This window comes from Bradyrhizobium vignae (assembly GCF_900324035.1).
GTDB lineage: Bacteria > Pseudomonadota > Alphaproteobacteria > Rhizobiales > Xanthobacteraceae > Bradyrhizobium > Bradyrhizobium vignae.
Genome location: NZ_LS398110.1, coordinates 839,982 through 858,237, shown reverse-complemented (window position 1 = coordinate 858,237; position 18,256 = coordinate 839,982). Strand labels below are relative to the sequence as shown.

19 protein-coding genes are annotated in these 18,256 nt (G+C 65.3%); 7 read left to right on the top strand and 12 right to left on the bottom strand.

The window, feature by feature from the left end; all coding sequences use genetic code 11:
- Positions 1–13: 13 nt before the first annotated feature.
- From lysA to argH, 3 genes are all read right to left on the bottom strand, one after another.
- Positions 14–1,279 carry a diaminopimelate decarboxylase gene (lysA, locus tag BRAD3257_RS04145; protein ID WP_122400780.1) on the bottom strand — a complete coding sequence of 422 codons (1,266 nt, stop codon included), beginning with the start codon at positions 1,277–1,279 and terminating at the stop codon, positions 14–16.
- A 23-nt stretch (positions 1,280–1,302) separates the two neighbouring features.
- A complete protein-coding gene (gene lptM / locus BRAD3257_RS04140) occupies positions 1,303–1,596 on the bottom strand; it encodes an LPS translocon maturation chaperone LptM (RefSeq protein ID WP_122400779.1) in 294 nt (97 codons plus the stop codon).
- Between the two features lie 93 nt (positions 1,597–1,689).
- Complete coding sequence (argH, locus tag BRAD3257_RS04135) at positions 1,690–3,087, bottom strand: argininosuccinate lyase (protein ID WP_122400778.1); 1,398 nt, start codon at positions 3,085–3,087, stop codon at positions 1,690–1,692.
- A 101-nt stretch (positions 3,088–3,188) separates the two neighbouring features.
- On the opposite strand from argH, the gene tlpA reads away from it, so the two are divergent.
- Entirely contained in the window at positions 3,189–3,854 is a 666-nt protein-coding gene (tlpA, locus tag BRAD3257_RS04130) for a thiol:disulfide interchange protein TlpA (RefSeq protein ID WP_122400777.1), read from the top strand.
- On the opposite strand, the gene BRAD3257_RS04125 is transcribed toward tlpA, so the two are convergent.
- The 6 genes from BRAD3257_RS04125 to BRAD3257_RS04100 all read right to left on the bottom strand — a co-directional run bounded on the left by BRAD3257_RS04125 (position 3,851) and on the right by BRAD3257_RS04100 (position 7,996).
- Positions 3,851–4,045: a putative motility protein gene (locus tag BRAD3257_RS04125; protein WP_027562813.1), complete on the bottom strand. Its 195-nt coding sequence runs from the start codon at positions 4,043–4,045 to the stop codon at positions 3,851–3,853. The genes tlpA and BRAD3257_RS04125 overlap by 4 nt on opposite strands.
- Before the next feature lie 186 nt (positions 4,046–4,231).
- A complete protein-coding gene (locus tag BRAD3257_RS04120) occupies positions 4,232–5,113 on the bottom strand; it encodes a 3-hydroxybutyryl-CoA dehydrogenase (RefSeq protein WP_122400776.1) in 882 nt (293 codons plus the stop codon).
- Positions 5,114–5,322: 209 nt separating this feature from the next.
- A complete protein-coding gene (locus BRAD3257_RS04115) occupies positions 5,323–6,267 on the bottom strand; it encodes an electron transfer flavoprotein subunit alpha/FixB family protein (protein ID WP_027573280.1) in 945 nt (314 codons plus the stop codon).
- The gene (locus BRAD3257_RS04110; RefSeq protein ID WP_122400775.1) at positions 6,267–7,016 is read right to left on the bottom strand and encodes an electron transfer flavoprotein subunit beta/FixA family protein; all 750 of its coding nucleotides are present in this window, start codon (positions 7,014–7,016) and stop codon (positions 6,267–6,269) included. The genes BRAD3257_RS04115 and BRAD3257_RS04110 overlap by 1 nt, the downstream gene beginning before the upstream one ends.
- A gap of 125 nt (positions 7,017–7,141) precedes the next feature.
- Positions 7,142–7,714: a cob(I)yrinic acid a,c-diamide adenosyltransferase gene (locus BRAD3257_RS04105; RefSeq protein WP_122400774.1), complete on the bottom strand. Its 573-nt coding sequence runs from the start codon at positions 7,712–7,714 to the stop codon at positions 7,142–7,144.
- Positions 7,715–7,801: 87 nt separating this feature from the next.
- Positions 7,802–7,996, bottom strand: coding sequence for a twin transmembrane helix small protein (locus BRAD3257_RS04100; RefSeq protein ID WP_035711572.1), 195 nt, complete (start codon positions 7,994–7,996; stop codon positions 7,802–7,804).
- Between the two features lie 314 nt (positions 7,997–8,310).
- On the opposite strand from BRAD3257_RS04100, the gene BRAD3257_RS04095 reads away from it, so the two are divergent.
- Positions 8,311–9,204, top strand: a complete 894-nt coding sequence (locus BRAD3257_RS04095) for a YihY/virulence factor BrkB family protein (RefSeq protein WP_122406362.1) — start codon at positions 8,311–8,313, stop codon at positions 9,202–9,204.
- Here the strand turns inward: BRAD3257_RS04095 and BRAD3257_RS04090 are convergent.
- Positions 9,131–10,396, bottom strand: a complete 1,266-nt coding sequence (locus BRAD3257_RS04090; protein WP_122400773.1) for an ATP-binding protein — start codon at positions 10,394–10,396, stop codon at positions 9,131–9,133. The two genes, BRAD3257_RS04095 and BRAD3257_RS04090, sit on opposite strands and share 74 nt — an antisense overlap.
- A 101-nt stretch (positions 10,397–10,497) precedes the next feature.
- On the bottom strand, positions 10,498–11,367 hold the full coding sequence (gene gluQRS / locus BRAD3257_RS04085; RefSeq protein WP_122400772.1) for a tRNA glutamyl-Q(34) synthetase GluQRS: 870 nt from the start codon (positions 11,365–11,367) through the stop codon (positions 10,498–10,500).
- A gap of 130 nt (positions 11,368–11,497) precedes the next feature.
- On the opposite strand from gluQRS, the gene BRAD3257_RS04080 reads away from it, so the two are divergent.
- Positions 11,498–12,151, top strand: a complete 654-nt coding sequence (locus tag BRAD3257_RS04080) for a DNA-3-methyladenine glycosylase family protein (protein ID WP_122400771.1) — start codon at positions 11,498–11,500, stop codon at positions 12,149–12,151.
- Here BRAD3257_RS04080 and BRAD3257_RS04075 read toward each other — a convergent pair.
- Complete coding sequence (locus BRAD3257_RS04075; RefSeq protein WP_122400770.1) at positions 12,148–13,035, bottom strand: LysR family transcriptional regulator; 888 nt, start codon at positions 13,033–13,035, stop codon at positions 12,148–12,150. The genes BRAD3257_RS04080 and BRAD3257_RS04075 overlap by 4 nt on opposite strands.
- A 178-nt stretch (positions 13,036–13,213) precedes the next feature.
- Between BRAD3257_RS04075 and BRAD3257_RS04070 the strand changes: the two genes are divergently transcribed.
- The 4 genes from BRAD3257_RS04070 (at position 13,214) to BRAD3257_RS04055 (ending at position 18,133) form a co-directional block, all read left to right on the top strand.
- A complete protein-coding gene (locus BRAD3257_RS04070; protein WP_122406361.1) occupies positions 13,214–14,188 on the top strand; it encodes an NAD(P)H-dependent flavin oxidoreductase in 975 nt (324 codons plus the stop codon).
- Between the two features lie 36 nt (positions 14,189–14,224).
- Entirely contained in the window at positions 14,225–15,409 is a 1,185-nt protein-coding gene (locus BRAD3257_RS04065) for an ABC transporter substrate-binding protein (protein ID WP_122400769.1), read from the top strand.
- A gap of 15 nt (positions 15,410–15,424) precedes the next feature.
- Positions 15,425–16,939 carry an acyl-CoA synthetase gene (locus tag BRAD3257_RS04060; RefSeq protein ID WP_122400768.1) on the top strand — a complete coding sequence of 505 codons (1,515 nt, stop codon included), beginning with the start codon at positions 15,425–15,427 and terminating at the stop codon, positions 16,937–16,939.
- A 216-nt stretch (positions 16,940–17,155) separates the two neighbouring features.
- Positions 17,156–18,133 (top strand): peptidyl-alpha-hydroxyglycine alpha-amidating lyase family protein, encoded by a 978-nt coding sequence (locus tag BRAD3257_RS04055; protein WP_122400767.1) that lies wholly within the window; start codon positions 17,156–17,158, stop codon positions 18,131–18,133.
- The last annotated feature ends 123 nt before the right edge of the window (positions 18,134–18,256 follow it).

Sequence of the window (18,256 nt, the reverse complement as noted above, 5' to 3'; positions counted from 1 at the left end):
CGCGCCTAAACACTCACAGCCACGGCGCCGGCTTATCCATCGCGATGAGTTGCTCGACCTCGACGCGCGGGCGCACCACGGCGTATTGGTCGCCCTTCACCAGCACCTCCGGCACCAGCGGCCGGGTGTTGTAGGTGCCGGCCTGCACCGCGCCATAGGCGCCTGCGGTCATGATGGCGAGCAGATCGCCGGGCTTTGGCGTCGGCAGCGTGCGGTCGAGGGCGAGATAGTCGCCGGTCTCGCAGACCGGGCCGACGACGTCGGCCATGATGGTGGCGGCGCCCGAGGCGGGCTGCGTCACCGGCAGGATGTCGTGATGGGCCTCGTACAGCGTCGGGCGGATCAGATCGTTCATGGCGGCGTCGATGATGACGAAGTTCTTGCCGTCGCCGTGCTTCACATAGATCACCTTGGCGACCAGGATGCCGGCATTGCCGACGATCATGCGGCCCGGCTCGAACATCAGCGTGCAGCCGAGATTGTGGCTGACGCGCTTGACCATGGCGGCATAGGCGGCCGGCGCCGGCGGCGCCTCGCGGTCCATGTAATAGGGAATGCCGAGGCCGCCGCCGAAATCGACGTGGGAGATGTCATGGCCGTCGCTGCGCAGCGTCTGCACGAATTCGGAGAGGATGCGAAACGCGGTCTCCATGCCGGAGAGGTCGGTGATCTGGCTGCCGATATGTACGTCGGTGCCGGTCACTTCGATACCGGGCAGCTTCGCAGCGCGCGCATAGACCTCGCGGGCATGCACGATCGGGATGCCGAACTTGTTCTCGGACTTGCCGGTGGAGATTTTTGCATGCGTGCCGGCATCGACGTCGGGATTGACGCGCAAGGAGATCCGCGCGGTCTTGCCCATCTCGGTCGCAAGGCGCGACAGCAGCTCGAGCTCCGGCTCGGATTCGACGTTGAGACAGAGGATGTCGGCGGCGAGCGCAGCACGCAGCTCGGCCTCGGTCTTGCCGACGCCGGAGAACACGATCTTGCTTGCGGGAATGCCTGCGGCCAGCGCGCGCTTCAACTCGCCGCCCGAGACCACGTCGGCGCCGGCCCCTAGCTTGGCCAGCGTGCGCAGCACCGACTGGTTGGAGTTCGCCTTCATGGCGTAGCAGACCAGCACCTTCTCGCCGGCGAAGGCGTCGGTGAAGACGCGGTAGTGCCGCTCGAGCGTCGCGGTCGAATAGCAATAGAACGGCGTGCCGACGGTCGCGGCCAGCTCGGACAGGTTCACCGCCTCGGCGTGCAGCACGCCGTTGCGATATTCGAAATGGTTCATGGCGCAGGCTCGGTTGTCCCGGCTTATTTCTTGGCGGGAGGTTCGTCCAGGAGCGGGTCGAGAATAAACGGTTTCTTCTTGCCCTTCGCCGCCGCGGGCGCGGCATCCGCACCGTAGGTCGGGTTGAACACGCTCGGCGTCCGCTGAGTTTCGGCCTCGGTATCTACAGGTGCGGCACCGCTGGTCGTGGACGCGTTGGAGGCGGTCGGCGGCAGATCCAGCGGACCCTTGCGGCCGCAGCCGGCCAGCGCAAGCGCCGTCAGGCTCAAGACAATGATGGTCCACCCCGAACTGGCCGGGCGAAACTTTGACGTCACGACGAAATCCCCACTACGCGCGGCGCACCATACAGAGATTGGCGCGTTCTGGCGAGAGCCGGATGATCATGAAACATAAGCGAAATTTTGCCCTCAGCCCAATTTTCGCTCTTTTTCCAGCCGCTTCGCCCAGGCTTTGGCCTGGGACGCCACGTTCTTCGGCGCGGTGCCGCCAAAACTGGTGCGGCTCTTCACGGACGATTCGACCGAGAGCACGCCGAGCACCTCCTTGGTGATTTTTGGCTCGATGGCCTGCATCTCCTTGAGCGGCAGCTCGTGCAGCGCCACGCCGCCCTCCGCGGCTTTCGCCACGATCCGGCCAGTCACGTGATGGGCCTCGCGGAACGGCATCTTCAGGGTCCGCACCAGCCAATCGGCAAGATCAGTCGCCGTTGCGTAACCCTCGCCAGCGGCCGCCTTCATTTTGGCTTGGTCAGGGACGAGGTCGCGGACCATGCCGGTCATGGCCCGGATCGCGAGCGACAGCGCGGCAAAACCCTCCATGGCGCCCTGCTTGTCCTCCTGCATGTCCTTTTGATAGGCGAGCGGCAGGCCCTTCATGACGATCAGCAGCCCGTTGAGCGCGCCGATGACGCGGCCGGTCTTGGCGCGCACCAGCTCGGCGGCATCCGGATTGCGCTTCTGCGGCATGATCGAGGATCCCGTGGTGAACTTGTCGCTGAGCCTGACAAGGCCGACCAGCGGCGAAGTCCAGATCACGATCTCCTCGGCAAAGCGCGACATGTGCACGGCGCAGATCGAGGCCGCCGACAGCGTCTCCAGCACGAAGTCGCGATCGGAGACCGCATCGAGCGAGTTCGCCATCGGCCGGTCGAAGCCGAGCGCCTTCGCGGTGGCGTGGCGGTCGATCGGGAACGAGGTGCCGGCGAGCGCGGCCGCGCCGAGCGGGGATTCATTCAGCCGCTGGCGCGCGTCCCTGAAGCGGCCGCGGTCGCGCGCGGCCATCTCGACATAGGCGAGCAGATGGTGGCCAAAGGTGACAGGCTGCGCCGTCTGCAGATGCGTGAAGCCGGGCATCACCGTGCCGGCGTGCTCCAGCGCGCGCTGCACCAGCGCCTGCTGGAACGCGGCAAGCGCGGCATCGGTCTCGTCGATCACATCGCGGACGAACAGACGGAAGTCGGTCGCGACCTGGTCGTTGCGCGAGCGCGCGGTGTGCAAGCGACCGGCGGCGGGGCCGATCAGCTCCGACAGGCGGCTCTCGACATTCATATGGATGTCCTCGAGCGCGCGCTTGAATTCGAAGCCGCCCTTGCCGATCTCTGACAAAATCGTGTCTAGACCCTTGCCGATATTTTTCGCATCAGAAGCCGTGATGATGCCTTGGTTGGCCAGCATCGCGGCGTGGGCCTTGGACGCGGCAATGTCCTGGGCGAAGAGGTGACGATCGACGTCGATGGAGACGTTGATCTCTTCCATGATCTCGTCGGGACGTTCCGAGAACCGGCCGCCCCACATCTTGTTGCTCATGATCCCCTGCTCACGCCTTGATTTGCCGCACGTTTGCTGGCCGCAGCCAGCCGTATTAAGAGGCCCCTGATAGCCATATCTGCGACCGGATGACAAACGATATGCTCGACCAGAAGCCCTCCGCCACGCGCCGCATCCCCCTCGTCATCGCCACCGTGGCGATTGGCGGACTGGCTGGCTTCGCCGCGCTGTACGGGCTCCGCCTCAACCGCGCACCATCTGGCGATCCCGCTTGCCGAACGGCGGTGGCCACAGCGCAGAAGATTGCCCCGCTCGCCCATGGCGAGGTGGCGGCGCTGACCATGGCGAGCGCCCCGTTGAAGCTGCCCGACCTTGTCTTCGAGGACGCGGACGGCAAGCCGAAAAAACTGTCCGACTTCCGCGGCAAGACGCTGCTGGTGAACCTCTGGGCGACCTGGTGCGTGCCGTGCCGGAAGGAAATGCCGGCGCTGGACGAGCTCCAGGGCAAGCTGTCGGGCCCGAATTTCGAGGTCGTGGCGATCAACATCGACACCCGCGACCCCGAGAAGCCCAGGGCGTTCCTGAAAGAAGCCAATCTGACCCGGCTCGGCTATTTCAACGACCAGAAAGCAAAGGTTTTTCAGGATCTTAAGGCCATAGGCCGGGCGCTGGGCATGCCGACCTCGGTGCTGGTCGACCCCCAGGGGTGCGAGATCGCGACGATCGCGGGACCGGCGGAATGGGCAAGCGAGGACGCGCTCAAGCTAATCCGGGCGGCGACCGGCAAGGCCGCCGCGTCGCTTTAAGCCGTCACGTTGAGATTGCCGCCGACGCCAGGGCCGACATTGGCGAGCGATGGCTGACCGGCACCGAGCAGCGTCAGAACGGTGGATTTCTCCATATCCATGTTCTGCTTGGTCAGCGTCGCCGCAATATTCGACTGCAGCGCGCCTTGCTGAGCGGCCAGCATGGTGCTGACCATTGCCATCATATCCATGACGCGAGCCCTCGTACCGGCCGTAACCTAGGCGCGAGGCGTTAACGAGAGGTGAGTGGGAAAGGTTTGGTGTCCCGGACGAGGTGCGGCACGAAGTGACGCGCCTCAGAGCCGGGGCCCCGTGCACGTGGCTTCTGTGCGCCGTCTCGGCAGCGCTCTGCGCTGCGTCCGGGGCACAGGACTGTCTTACCGCGTCGGAATCGGCTTGGCGCCGCGATAGTCGTAGAAGCCGCGCTGGGTCTTGCGGCCGAGCCAACCGGCCTCGACGTATTTCACCAGTAGCGGGCACGGGCGGTACTTGGAATCGGCCAGCCCCTCGTGCAGCACCTGCATGATGGAGAGGCAGGTATCGAGGCCGATGAAATCGGCAAGCTCGAGCGGGCCCATCGGATGATGCGCGCCGAGCTTCATTGCCGCATCGATCGCCTCGACATTGCCGACGCCTTCATACAGCGTGTAGATCGCCTCGTTGATCATCGGCAGCAGGATGCGGTTGACGATGAAGGCCGGGAAATCCTCCGACACGGCGACCTGCTTGCCGAGCCGGGCCACGAATTCCTTGGCCGTGTCGAAGGTCGCATCATCAGTGGCGATGCCGCGGATCAGCTCGACCAGCTCCATCAGCGGCACCGGATTCATGAAGTGAATGCCGATGAAGCGCTCCGGGCGATCGGTGGCGGCGGCGAGCCGTGTGATCGAGATCGAGGACGTATCGGAGGCGACGATCGCCTCCGGCTTCAAGACGGCGCAGAGTTCGTGGAAGATCTTGCGCTTGACCTCTTCCTTCTCGACAGCGGTCTCGATCACGAGGTCGCAATCGGCGAGATCGTCCAGCTTCTCGGCCGGCGTGATGCGCGCCATCGCCTTCGCCTTGTCGTCCTCGGTGACGGCTTTCTTGGAGACCTGGCGCGCCAGATTGCCGTTGATGGTGGCCATGCCCGACTTGAGGCGGTCGGCCGAAACGTCGTTGAGCACCACGTCGAAGCCGGCGAGCGCCGCGACATGCGCGATGCCATTGCCCATCTGACCCGCGCCGATCACGCCGACCTTCTTGATCACTGCCGCCATAATGTCATCCACCGGAACGGCGCGCATGTCGCGCCCTGCCTATCCCCTGAGCCGGGAGGTCTGATTTGACCAGAAGCCTGATTTAATCAGAACCTTGGCTCGAAACCTAGATTGGATCGCTTCGAAGGCGTGCCCCACGCCAAAGAAAACGCGTCAAAAATGAAACACCGGCCGGAGTTTATACCTCCCGGCCGGTGTTTTGTACGGCTTTACTTGCCGAGCTTGGCGAGTTCGGCCGTGAGCTCCGGAACCGCCTGGTAGAGGTCGGCGACCAGGCCGTAATCGGCGACCTGGAAGATCGGCGCATCCTCGTCCTTGTTGATCGCAACGATCACCTTGGAGTCCTTCATGCCGGCCAGATGCTGGATAGCGCCGGAAATGCCGACCGCGACGTAGAGCTCGGGCGCCACGACCTTGCCGGTCTGGCCGACCTGCCAATCGTTCGGCGCATAGCCCGCATCGACCGCGGCGCGCGAGGCACCGACGCCGGCGCCCAGCTTGTCGGCGAGCGGCTCGATGTATTTGGCGAAGTTCTCGCGGCTCTGCATGGCGCGGCCGCCGGAGACGATGATCTTCGCGGAGGTCAGCTCGGGACGGTCGCTCTTGGCGACCTCCTCGCCGACGAAAGTCGACAGACCCGGATCAGCGGCCGCCGCCACGTTCTCGACCGGCGCGCTGCCACCTTCGCCAGCTGCGGCGAAGGTCGAGGTCCGCACCGTGATGACTTTCTTGGCGTCCTTCGACTTCACCGTCTGGATGGCGTTGCCGGCGTAGATCGGGCGCTCGAATGTATCGGGCGCGACCACCTTGATGATCTCCGAGACCTGCATGACGTCGAGCAGGGCGGCGACGCGGGGCATCACGTTCTTGAAGCGCGAGGTCGCCGGCGCGACGATCGCGTCATAGCCGGACGCCAGCGACACGACCAGTGCGGCCAGCGGCTCGGCGAGGTCGTGCGCGTAGAGGTCGCCATCGGCGAGCAGAACCTTCTTCACGCCGGCGAGCTTGGCAGCGGCATCCGCCGCGGCCTTGGCGTTCTTTCCGGCGACCAGCACCTCGACATCCGCACCGAGCGCGGCAGCCGCGGTCAGGGCCTTGTTGGTCGCATCCTTCAGCGACGCATTGTCGTGTTCGGCAATCAGAAGCGTCGTCATCAGAGCACCCCGGCTTCGTTCTTGAGTTTCGACACCAGCTCGGCGACGTCCTTGACCTTGACGCCTGCCTTGCGGCCGGCCGGCTCAGCCGTCTTGAGAACCTCGAGACGCGCGGCGACGTCGACGCCGTAATCGGTGACGGTCTTCTCCGCGATCGGCTTCTTCTTCGCCTTCATGATGTTGGGCAGCGAAGCGTAGCGCGGCTCGTTGAGGCGGAGATCGGTGGTGACGATCGCCGGTCCCTTCAGCTTCACAGTCTGCAGGCCGCCATCGACTTCGCGCGTGACCTTGAAATCAGAGCCTTCGACCTCGAGCTTGGAAGCGAAGGTCGCCTGCGACCAGCCGAGCAGCGCGGCCAGCATCTGGCCGGTCTGGTTGCTGTCATCGTCGATCGCCTGCTTGCCGAGGATGATGAGGCCAGGCTGCTCCTCTTCGGCAACCTTCTTCAGGATCTTGGCGACGGCGAGCGGCTCGACGGTGCCCTCGGCCTTGACCAGGATGCCGCGATCGGCGCCCATGGCGAGACCAGTGCGGATCGTCTCAGACGCTTGCGCCGGTCCAATGGAGACCACCACGACCTCGGTGGCCTTGCCGGCTTCCTTCAGGCGCAACGCTTCCTCGACCGCGATTTCATCGAACGGGTTCATGGACATCTTGACGTTGGCGAGTTCAACGCCCGACCCATCGCCCTTGACGCGGACCTTGACGTTGTAATCGACCACCCGCTTTACCGGCACTAAGACCTTCATCGATCCTCTTTCACTCAATTTAGGAGGGGGGTTATCAACTGGCGCGGAACCTAAAGGCCTGATCTGCCCCGGTCAACGCGCGAACGGCTCTAATTTTGGCCTTCTGAATTGCGGACCGCGATGGGTCAGCGGTTCTGGCCCGGAACCCAGAGCACATCGCCGGCGCCATTGCCATTAACGGCCCGGCTGGCCACGAACAGGAAGTCGGACAGGCGGTTCATATATTGGATGCCAGCCGCGCTGACCGGCTCGCCAGGCCGAGCCGCCAGTTCCACGATCACGCGTTCCGCCCTGCGGCATATCGTGCGCGCCACATGCAGATAGGCAGCGGCCGGCGTGCCGCCGGGAAGCACGAAGGAGGTCAGCGGCGCGAGCTTGTCGTTGAGCGCGTCAATGTCGCGCTCGAGCCGCTCGACCTGACCCACCACTACCCGCAGCCGCTCGGCTTTGCCCTCCCGTTCGGGCACGGCGAGATCCGCGCCGAGATCGAACAGATCATTCTGGATGCGGCCAAGCATCGCATCGAACTGGGGCATGTCCCGCGTGTGAAGCCTGACCACGCCGATGGCCGCATTGGTCTCGTCGACGGTGCCATAGGCCTCGATGCGCAGATCGTATTTCGGACGCCGCTCGCCGGTTCCGAGCGCCGTCGTGCCGTCGTCACCGGTCTTCGTGTAGATGCGGTTCAGCACCACCATGCTGGTCTCCTTGGTTTAGGGCATGACCTTGTCGGAAACCGCTTCGCACTTTTCGCAAACGCGGCCCTTCGGGTTTCGGATCATGCCCTATCGCCCCATCGCCCAGACCGCGAGCATCGCGATGATGATCGCCACGAACTGAAGCAGCACGCGCCAGCGCATCAGCTTCTGCGAGGTGTTGGGCGAACCACCGCGCATCATGTTGACGAGTCCGAGCAGCAGCACCAGCGCCACGGCGCCCGCTGCCGCCGGCAGGATGAAAGTACTGAGGAGAGATGCCATTGGGGGTAGATAACACCGTGTGCGCCGGTCCGCCATGGCGTTCGCGATCTGGCTTTTGAGCCAATAATATCAGAAGCTGGTTCGATGATTTCCGATTTGCGCGAGCGCCCCGTTCTCTTCGCCTCTCCCCGCGTGCGGGAAGAGGCCGGAATGCGCGCGCAGCGCGGATTCCGGGTGAGGGGGATTCTCCGCGCGTCCCTCTCTCTTCGTCCCCGCGGAGAGTCCCCCTCACCCGCCGCCGAACGATGCTGCGCATCGCTCGGCTTGCGTCGGCCCCTCCTCGCGCGCGGGGAGAGGCGAAGCTGGAGCAAGCGGTGAAAGCGATCCGCTACATCTACGTCGTGGTGATGGACGCGTTCTACACGTTTCTCGCCGATGATGGTTGGGCGATCGCTAGCCACATCGCGCTGTCGACGCTGATGGCGCTATTCCCGTTCCTGATCGTGCTGACCTCGCTCGCCGGCTTCTTCGGCTCCAAGGAACTCGCCGACCAAGCCGCCGGCTTGATGCTTCAGGTCTGGCCCAAGCAGGTCGCCGATTCGATCTCCGGAGAGGTGCATGACGTGCTGACCACCACGCGCACCGGCATCCTGACCATCGGCGCGGCGCTGTCGGTCTATTTCGCCTCCAACGGCGTCGAGGCGCTCCGGGTCGCGCTCAACCGCGCCTATGCAGTGGTGGAGATGCGGCGCTGGTATTGGCTGCGGCTGGAATCGATCGCCTATACGCTGATTGCGGCCTTCACGGCCCTCGCCATGGCATTCCTGATCGTGCTCGGTCCGCTGATCATCGAGGCCGCGCGGCGCCACATTCCCCTGTTCGTCGAATCGAACGAAAGCATTCTCACCTGGCTACGCTACGGCATCACCATCAGCGCGCTGGTGGTGGCGCTGTTCATCCTGCACGCCTGGCTGCCGGCGGGACGGCGCAGCTTCCTCCAGATCGTGCCGGGCATCATCTTCACAGTGGTGGCGTCGCTGGTTTCCGGCGTCGTCTTCGGACAGTATCTGGCGCGCTTCGCCAACAACTACGTCACGATGTATGCGGGCCTCGCCTCGGTGATCATCGCGCTGGTGTTCCTGTATTTCATCGCCGCGATCTTCGTTTACGGCGGCGAACTCAACGCTGCGATCATCAAGTCGCGGCTTCCTCACGGCGTGTCGCTTCAAGCAGCGCAGTCGCTAAAGCCCGCGGAGACACAGGCTTGACTAGGAAGGCATCGGCACCGGCCTGGCGCGAGGCTGCCTCGTCCTCGCCGCGGCCGGACACGCCGATGATCGGAATCTGAGCCAGCGGCGTCGGCAGCGCGCGAATCCGCTTGATGGCCTCGATGCCGTCGATGCCCGGCAGGACCATGTCCATCAGCACCGCGTCGAACGCGCCCTGCTCCAGCCGGCCGACCGCATCCTCGCCGCGCCCGATGAACTCGGCATGATGGCCAAGCTCGGTCAGGATGGTGTTGAGCACGACGCGGCCGAATGGATTGTCCTCGACGCTGAGCACGCGAAGGGCGGCGACCGCTTCGGGCTCGCTGCCGTCCTTCGCCTTGCGAGTCTTGCCTGACCCCGCAGCATCCAGCGACACCGTCAACGTGAAGGTGGCGCCGCCGCCGCGGCGCGGTGCCACGGTGATATCGCCGCCCATCGCGCGGGCCAATTGCTTGACCGAGGAGAGCCCCAGGCCGGCACCGCCGAAGCGTGAGGCGATGGTGACATTGGCCTGGGTGAACGGACGGAACAGCCGCTTGATCTCGGCCATGGTGAGGCCGATGCCGCTGTCGGAGACCGCAAAGGCGACGCCGACCCTGCCCTTGCCCTTCGCTTGACCTTTGGCCGGACGCCACGGCTCGACTGCGAGCGCCACGCCGCCCTGGTCGGTGAATTTCACGGCATTGTCGATCAGGTTCTCGAGCGCGGCGCGCAGGCGGACGGGATCACCGACCACAAGTCCAGGGAGCTTTTCGGAGATCCCGACCTCGGCCCGGAGACCTTTGGCCGCGGCGCGGCCGGCCAGCGAATCGCCGGCGCTGCGGGCAAGCGTCCTGAGGTCGAACAGGTCCTGCCGCAGCGCGCCGCCGCCCTTTCCCGCCCCCTTGCCCGTTTTGGCGGCATCCACGAACAGCGTGGCGAGGCTCGCCAGATGCTCGGCACCGGCCTTGATCGTATCGGCCCAGCGCCGCTCCCGTTCGCCGAGATCGGAGGTCGCGAGCAGGTCGCTGATCGCCAGAATACCAGTCAGGGGGGTGCGGACCTCATGAGCAAAGGCGGCCAGCGCCGCCTGGACCACGTCCGGCCCGACCGCCTTGGTGCTGCGCTTGCGCAACCGGGCGGCCGCCCCGGGCTTCCGAGGCAGCCGCCTGGACGTCCGCGTTGTGCGCGCTGGACGCATTTTCGCCGCCATGAATCCCCTTCGAAGTACCCTCTTCGAACCCCGCACTGGCCAAGCATGGCATGGAGGAACCCCCGGAGTCACGGCGACGTTTAGCTAACCCCCAGAGAAACTTAATCTAATCCCACCAGCTGGCGGACACGGGCAGGCGCGATGCCGGCCGCACGCAAGGCGCGCAGACCGGTCGAGCGGCTCGACTTCGACAACTTCCGGCCTGCCTCGTCGCGAATCAACCGGTGATGGCGATAGGTGGGTTCGGGCAGGCCGAGCAGGACCTGTAACAAACGGTGCACCGATGTGGCATGAAACAGGTCCTGGCCCCGCACGATCTCACTGACGCCCTGGAGTGCGTCGTCGACGATCACCGACAGATGATAGCTGGTCGGCGTCTCCTTGCGGGCCAGGATCACGTCGCCCCACACCTCGGGCCGCGCCGGGACGCTGCCGCGCTCGCCATCGGGCCCCTCGCCGAGCTCGTTCCAACTCAGGCCGGCGGCGCCGCGGCAGGCGGCCGCCATGTCGAGACGCAGCGCGTAAGGCGCGCCCGAGGCGATCAGCTGCGAGCGCTCGTCAGCCGACAGTGATTTGGCGTCGCCCGGATAAAGCGGTGCGCCGTCCGGATCGCGCGGCCATGGCCCATCGGCCTCGCGCGCGGCCACAAGCTTTGCGATCTCGGCCCGGCTTTCGAAGGCGGGATAGACGAGACCGAGCGCAGAGAGCTTTTCCAGGGCGGCGCGATAATCGGCGGGATGTTCGGACTGCCGGCGCACCGGCCTCTCCCAGGCAATTCCGAGCCAGGCGAGATCCTCGTAGATCGCCGTCTCGTATTCCGGCCGGCAGCGCGTCGCGTCGATGTCCTCGATCCGCAACAGCAGCCGCCCGCCGGTCTCTCGCGCGCGATCGAAATTGAGCAGCGCAGAATAGGCGTGGCCGAGATGCAGGAAGCCGTTCGGGCTCGGGGCAAATCGGAAAACGGGTGGCATGAGTTCTCGGTGTATCCGTCATTGCCGGGCTTGACCCGGCACTCCATCCTCCATGACTCTGTTACGATAGGAGATGGATGGCCGGGTCAAGCCCGGCCATGACGAGTCCCATAACAATGATCCCATAAGAATGACCATTCACCTCGAAACCCAGTCCGATCTCGAAGACGCCGTTCACGCGCTGATCAAGCGCGATCCGCGCCTTAAACCCGTGCTCGAGATCGCGGGCATGCCGGCGCTGCGGCGGCGCGAGCCGGGTTTTACGGGGCTGGCGCACATCGTCTGCGGGCAGCAGCTCTCGACCGCGAGTGCCGCGGCGATCTGGGGACGGCTGTCGGCGGCGTTCGATCCGTTCGACCATGACGCCGTGCGCCGCGCGCGCACCGACCGGCTGGGACGGCTCGGCCTCTCCGCCGCCAAGATCAAGACCCTCAAGCATCTCGCCCGCGAGATCACCGCGCAGCGGTTGAACCTGGACGTGCTTGCAGAAGAAGATGCCGATGCCGCGCATCACACGCTGATCGCGCTGCCCGGCATCGGGCCGTGGACCGCGGACGTCTACCTGCTGTTCTGCCTCGGCCACGGCGATGCCTGGCCGGCCGGCGACCTCGCGGTGCAGGAGGGCATCAAGATCGGGCTCGGCCTCAAGGCGCGGCCGACGGAGAAGCAAATGGCGCCGCTCGCCGAACCCTGGCGTCCACTGCGCGGCGCGGCGGCGCATCTGTGGTGGAGCTATTACCGCGCGGTGAAGAAACGCGAGGGCGTGCTCGCGGGGGCGGGCTAGCCCCGCAGCCGCGCGCGGTCGGCCCGGGCGCATTCGGCGACGAAATCGACCACGGCGCGCACCGCCGGGAGCTCGACGAGGTCGGGATGGGCCAGCAGCCACAGATCCGCGACGCTGGCGAGCTTCTGCGGGGCGACGCGCACGAGATCGGAATAGGCTTCGGCGACGAAGCACGACAGTGCCGAGATTCCGATCCCGGCGCGGACCGCCGCCAGCATGTCCCCCTGGGAGGAGCAGCGCATCACCACCCTCGCCTGCCGCGTGACGACGTCGCTCCAGCGCGCGAGCTGCGCATTGGACGCCTGGTCGGCGAAACCGATGACGCTGTGCCCTTTCCACTCGCCGCGCCGTTCAGGCAGTGACCGCCCGGCGGCATAATCGCGGGAGGCATAGAATCCCGTGCCGAGACGGCCGATCTTGCGGCCAACCAGGTTTTCCTCGCCGCTGTCGACGGGCCGCAATACCACGTCCGCCTCACGCCGGCGCACGCTTGCCGGAAACGGATGGGTGATGATCTCGAGCTGGATATGATCGTGCGCACGCAGGAAGGCAGGCAAGCGCGGCATCAGCCAATGAGAGGCCAGCGTCGCGCCGATCGACAGCTTGACGATACCGCGCGCCTTGTGTCCTTTCGCCGCGACCGCGGTCTCGGCCCGTAGCGCCGCCGCAGCCATTGCCTCGGCGTGCTCGCGCAACGTCCTTCCATCCGCGGTCAGCGCCAGGCCGTCGGCGGCGCGCGCCACCAATCGGGTGCCGAGCTGGGCTTCCAGCGCCGCGATGTTGCGGCTGACGGTGGGATGGCTGGTGTGCAGCCGGCGGGCGGCGGCGGTGAAGCTGCCGGTATCGGCGACCGCAACGAAGGTCTTGCAAAGGTCCCAGTCCATCGGCAGCCTTGTTCATATCTAAATGATGGTCCGTTCATTATTGAACGGCCGGGCCGCGCCGTCCAACCTTATAATGGACTCAAATCCGCAACACGGGCGCCAATCCGCCCGCGCGACAATCAACATGGAAACGCCTCGTCATCCGCCCGCCGGCGGTGCCGCGTTTCAGGAGGACATGATGGCGCTGCCCACTCTCTTGAAGGATTCGCTCGAGCTGCCCGTCGTCGGCTCGCCCCTCTTCATCGTCTCCGGGCCGGAGCTGGTGATCGCCCAGTGCAAGGCGGGCGTGGTCGGGTCCTTTCCCGCGCTCAATGCCCGTCCGGCCGAGAAGCTCGACGAATGGCTGAGCCGCATCGAGGACGAGCTCGGCGAATACAGATCGCGCAATCCCGGCAAGAAGGTCGCGCCCTACGCCGTCAACCAGATCTGTCATACCTCCAACGACCGGCTGATGAAGGACATGGAGACCTGCGTCAAGCATAAGGCGCCCATCATCATCACCTCGCTACGGCCGCCGGCGGAGATCGTCGAGGCCGCGCACTCCTATGGCGGGCTGGTGTTCCACGACGTCATCAACGTCAAGCATGCGCGCAAAGCCGCCGAGCAGGGCGTCGACGGCCTGATCCTGGTCTGCGCCGGTGCCGGCGGACATGCCGGCACGCTGTCGCCCTTCGCGCTGGTCCGCGAGGTCAAGCAATGGTTCGACGGCGCGATCCTGCTGTCGGGCGCGATCAGCGACGGCTTTGGCATCGCCTCCGCGCTGACGCTGGGCGCCGACCTCGCCTATATGGGCACGCGCTTCATCGCCACGAGGGAAGCCAATGCCAACGAAGCCTACAAGTCGGCGCTGACGCAGCATGCCGCTCACGACATCGTCTACACCAACCTGTTCACCGGCGTGCACGGCAACTATCTCGGCCCTTCGATCGCCGCCGCCGGCCTCGACCCGGGCAATCTCCCGGTCGCCGACAAATCGAAGATGAACTTTGGCTCCGGCGGCAACATGAAATCGAAAGCGTGGCGCGACATCTGGGGATCGGGCCAGGGCATCGGACAGATCACCGATGTCCCTCCCGTCGCGGAGCTCGTCGACCGCATGAAGAGTGAATTCGATCAGGCCGGTCAGGATTTCCTGATGCGCGTGAGCGCCTGACGTCTCGGACCGGGCAAGAAAAAAAGGGAGGACATCATGAAGCTGGCAGCCGCATTGATCGGCCTGTCCCTGCTGGCGCTCGCCAGCGGCGGCGCCCATGCCGAAGGCAGCGGCGAGATCCGCATCGGACAAACCCTGCCCTATAGCGGCCCGGCCTCCGGCTTCGGCGCGATCGGGCGGACGCAGGAGGCCTTCTTCGAGAAGGTCAATGCCGAGGGCGGCATCAACGGCCGCAAGGTCAAGTTCATCACGCTGGACGATGCCTACTCGCCGCCAAAAACAGTCGAGCAGACCCGCAAGCTGGTGGAACAGGACGAAGTGCTGATGATGTTCGGCTCGCTCGGCACCGCCACCAACAGCGCCGTGCAGCGCTATCTCAACGGCAAGAAAGTCCCGCAGCTGTTCGTGCTCTCGGGCGCGACGAAATGGGCCGATCCGCAGAAATATCCGTGGACCATGCCCGGCATGGCCGCCTACGAGTCCGAGGGCGTGGTCTATGGCAAGCACGTGCTGCGGACCAAGCCCGACGCCAAGATCGCCATCCTGTCCCAGAACGATGATTTCGGCCGCGACTATGTCGCGGGCTTCAAACGCGCGCTCGGCGCCAAGGCCGCCAGCATGATCGTTGCGGAGCAGACCTATGAGACCAGCGCGCCGACGATCAGCTCGCAGCTCTCGACCCTGAAGGCGTCGGGCGCCGACGTGCTGTTCGGCGTCGTGCTCGGCAAGTTCACCTCGCAGATGATCAAGGGCGTGGCCGAGATCGGCTGGAAGCCCGAGCTGTTCTTCGTGCCGACCTCGGCCTCGTCGATCTCGTTCCTGGAGCCCGCCGGGCTCGACAACGCCGTCGGCCTGATCTCGTCGAGCAACCAGAAGGACACGATGGACCCGCAATGGGCCAACGATCCCGGTGTGAAGGAATATTTCGCCTTCATGAAGCACTACATGCCGAACGCGGATCTCTCCAATTCCAACTACGCAGCCGGCTACCACTATGCGACACTGCTGATGACCGTGCTGAAGGCGTGCAAGGATGATTTCAGCCGCGACAACATCATGCGCCAGGCGGCCTCGCTGAAGGAGGTGAAGCTGCCGCTGCTGCTGCCGGGCATGGCAGTTTCGACCGGCTCCGACGACTATCTGCCGTTCCAGCAGCTTCAGCTCCGGCGCTTCAACGGCAAGAGCTGGGTGGGGTTCGGTGACGTGCTGGACGATCGCTAGACTCGAGGACACACAATGATCATCAGCGGTGAGCGCCAGATCGGCTACGACGAGATCCAGGCGCGCATCAGACGCGCGGCAAGCGGGCTGCGCACCCTCGGCCTTGCCGAAGGCGCGCCAGTCGCCATGATGCTGCGCAACGATTTCGCCCTGTTCGAGGTGGTCGCGGCCTCGGCCGCGCTCGGCAGCCCCGTGGTGCCGATCAACTGGCACCTGAAAGCCGGGGAGGTCCGCTATATCCTGACGGATAGCGCTGCGAAGATCCTGGTCTGCCACGCCGACCTGCTGCCGCAAATTCGTGGCGGCATTCCGGAAGATGTCCGCCTGCTCGTCGTCGCGACGCCGCCCGAGCTGGCGACGACCTTCGCCATTCCCCATGAGCTGACCGAGGTCCCGGCCGGACTGACCGATTGGGACCGCTGGCGCAACAGTCATCCGGAAATGCAGGAGCCGCCGCGCCGTGCCGCGGCGATGATCTACACGTCGGGGACCACGGGCATGCCGAAGGGCGTGCGGCGCATGCCGATGCAGCCGGAACAGGCGGCCGCCTCCGAGCGCGTCGGCGCGATCGCCTACGGCATCAAGCCGCGCGAGGACCAGGTCGTGCTGATCAACGGGCCAATGTATCACTCCGCGCCGCATTCCTACGGCATGATGGCCTTCCGCAACGGCTGCACCATCGTGCTGCAGGCGCGGTTCGACGCCGAGGAGTTGCTGGCGCTGATCGAGCGCCACCGGGTGACGCATATCCACATGGTGCCGACCATGTTCGTCCGCCTGTTGCGCCTGTCCGAGGCCGTCAGGCAGCACTACGACCTGTCGTCGCTGCGCTTCGTCGTGCATGGCGCCGCGCCCTGCCCGCCCGAGGTCAAGCGCGCCATGATCGATTGGTGGGGACCGGTCATCAACGAATATTTCGGCTCGACCGAGACCGGCATCCCGGTGTGGCACTCGGCCGAGGAGGCGCTGAGGAAGCCCGGCACGGTGGGCCGCGCCATCGAAGGCGGCATCGTCAAGATTTTTCGCGATGACGGCAGCCTTTGCGACGTCAATGAGGTCGGCGAGATCTACATGCGCCAAACGGCGGTGCCGGACTTCGACTATCACGGCAAGGCGCAGGCCCGCGCCGAAGCCGGACGCGACGGCCTGGTCAGCGTCGGCGACGTCGGCTATCTCGACGAAGACGGCTATCTGTTCCTGTGCGACCGCAAGCGCGACATGGTGATCTCGGGCGGCGTCAACATCTATCCCGCCGAGATCGAGAACGTGCTGATCGCAATGCAAGGGGTGCGCGACTGCGCCGTGTTCGGCATTCCCGACGCCGAATTTGGCGAGCGGCTGTGCGCCTGCATCGAGCCGGAGCCCGGTGCGCAGCTCACGGCCGCGGGCGTGCAGGCTTTTCTGCGCGAGCGATTGGCCAATTTCAAGGTGCCGAAGGAGGTCCAATTCCTGGACGCGCTGCCCCGTGAGGCGACCGGAAAGATCTTCAAGCGCAAGCTGCGTGATCCTTATTGGGCAAACCGGAGTTGAGGGCACGCGAACGAACAGCGTTGAGGTTGCAAACGGGGCGGCCATAGTTGCCAGGCGCTGTGACTATGAGCACAGCTTGAGCAACATCGTCATTGCGAGCGCAGCGAAGCAAATCCAGGTTGTCTTCGCGGAGGGATTCTGGATTGCTTCGCTGCGCTCGCAATGACAACGTGGAGACTGCATCGCAGCCCCGAGAGGGAATGAGGGAAGATACACATGCCAGCCATTCTCGGCAGCGGCGAGCACCGCTACCGCGTCGTCGAAAACTTCGCAAAGCTACCGGACGGCTGGCAACTCACCGATGTCGCCTCGGTCGCGGTTGACAGCAAGGACCAGATCTACGTCTTCAATCGCGGCGCCCATCCGATGGTCGTGCTGGACCGCGAGGGCAATTTCCTCCGCAGTTTTGGCGAAGGCCTGTTCTCCCGCGCGCACGGGCTGCATATCGACGCCGATGACAACCTCTATTGCACCGACGACGGCGACCACACTGTGCGCAAATGCACCACCGACGGCAAGGTGCTGCTGACGCTCGGCATCCCCGCAAAGCCGGCGCCGTTCATGAGCGGCGAGCCGTTCCACCGCTGCACTCACACCGCGCTGTCGCCGCAGGGCGAGATCTACGTCTCCGACGGCTATGGCAATGCGCGCGTGCACAAGTTCACGCCCGACGGCAAGCTGATCAAGAGCTGGGGTGAGCCGGGCACCGACCCGGGCCAGTTCAACATCGTGCACAATATCGCCACAGATGCCGACGGCTGGGTCTATGTCGCCGATCGCGAGAACCACCGCGTCCAGGTCTTCAATGGCGAGGGCAAATACGAGACGCAATGGAACAACCTGCATCGCCCCTGCGCGCTGTGCTGCTGTGGCGGGGCCGAGAGCCCGACCTTCGTGATTGGCGAACTCGGCCCGGGCCTTGCCATCAACCGCAATGTGCCCAATCTCGGCCCGCGGCTGTCGATCGTGGACGCCAAGGGAAATCGCATCGCGCGGCTTGGCGGCGAGGAGGGCCCGGGTGTTGCCAGCGGCAAGTTCCTCGCGCCGCATGGGATCGCACTGGACTCGAGGGGCGACATCTATGTCGGCGAGGTCGGCGTCACCAACTGGGAAACCAGCTTTCCGGACGAGGAGATGCCGGCCACGGTGCGAACGACGCGGTGCCTGCAGAAGCTGGAGCGGGTACGGGAGTAGCCGCCGCGGCAAGGCGAGCCCCTGCTGGGGCGGGCGGTTCCGCACGCCTCCGGAATCGCGGCTTTTTGAGCACTTTTGCCACCCCGCGGCCGCATTGCTTGCGCTTGAATAAGTCGCTCAACG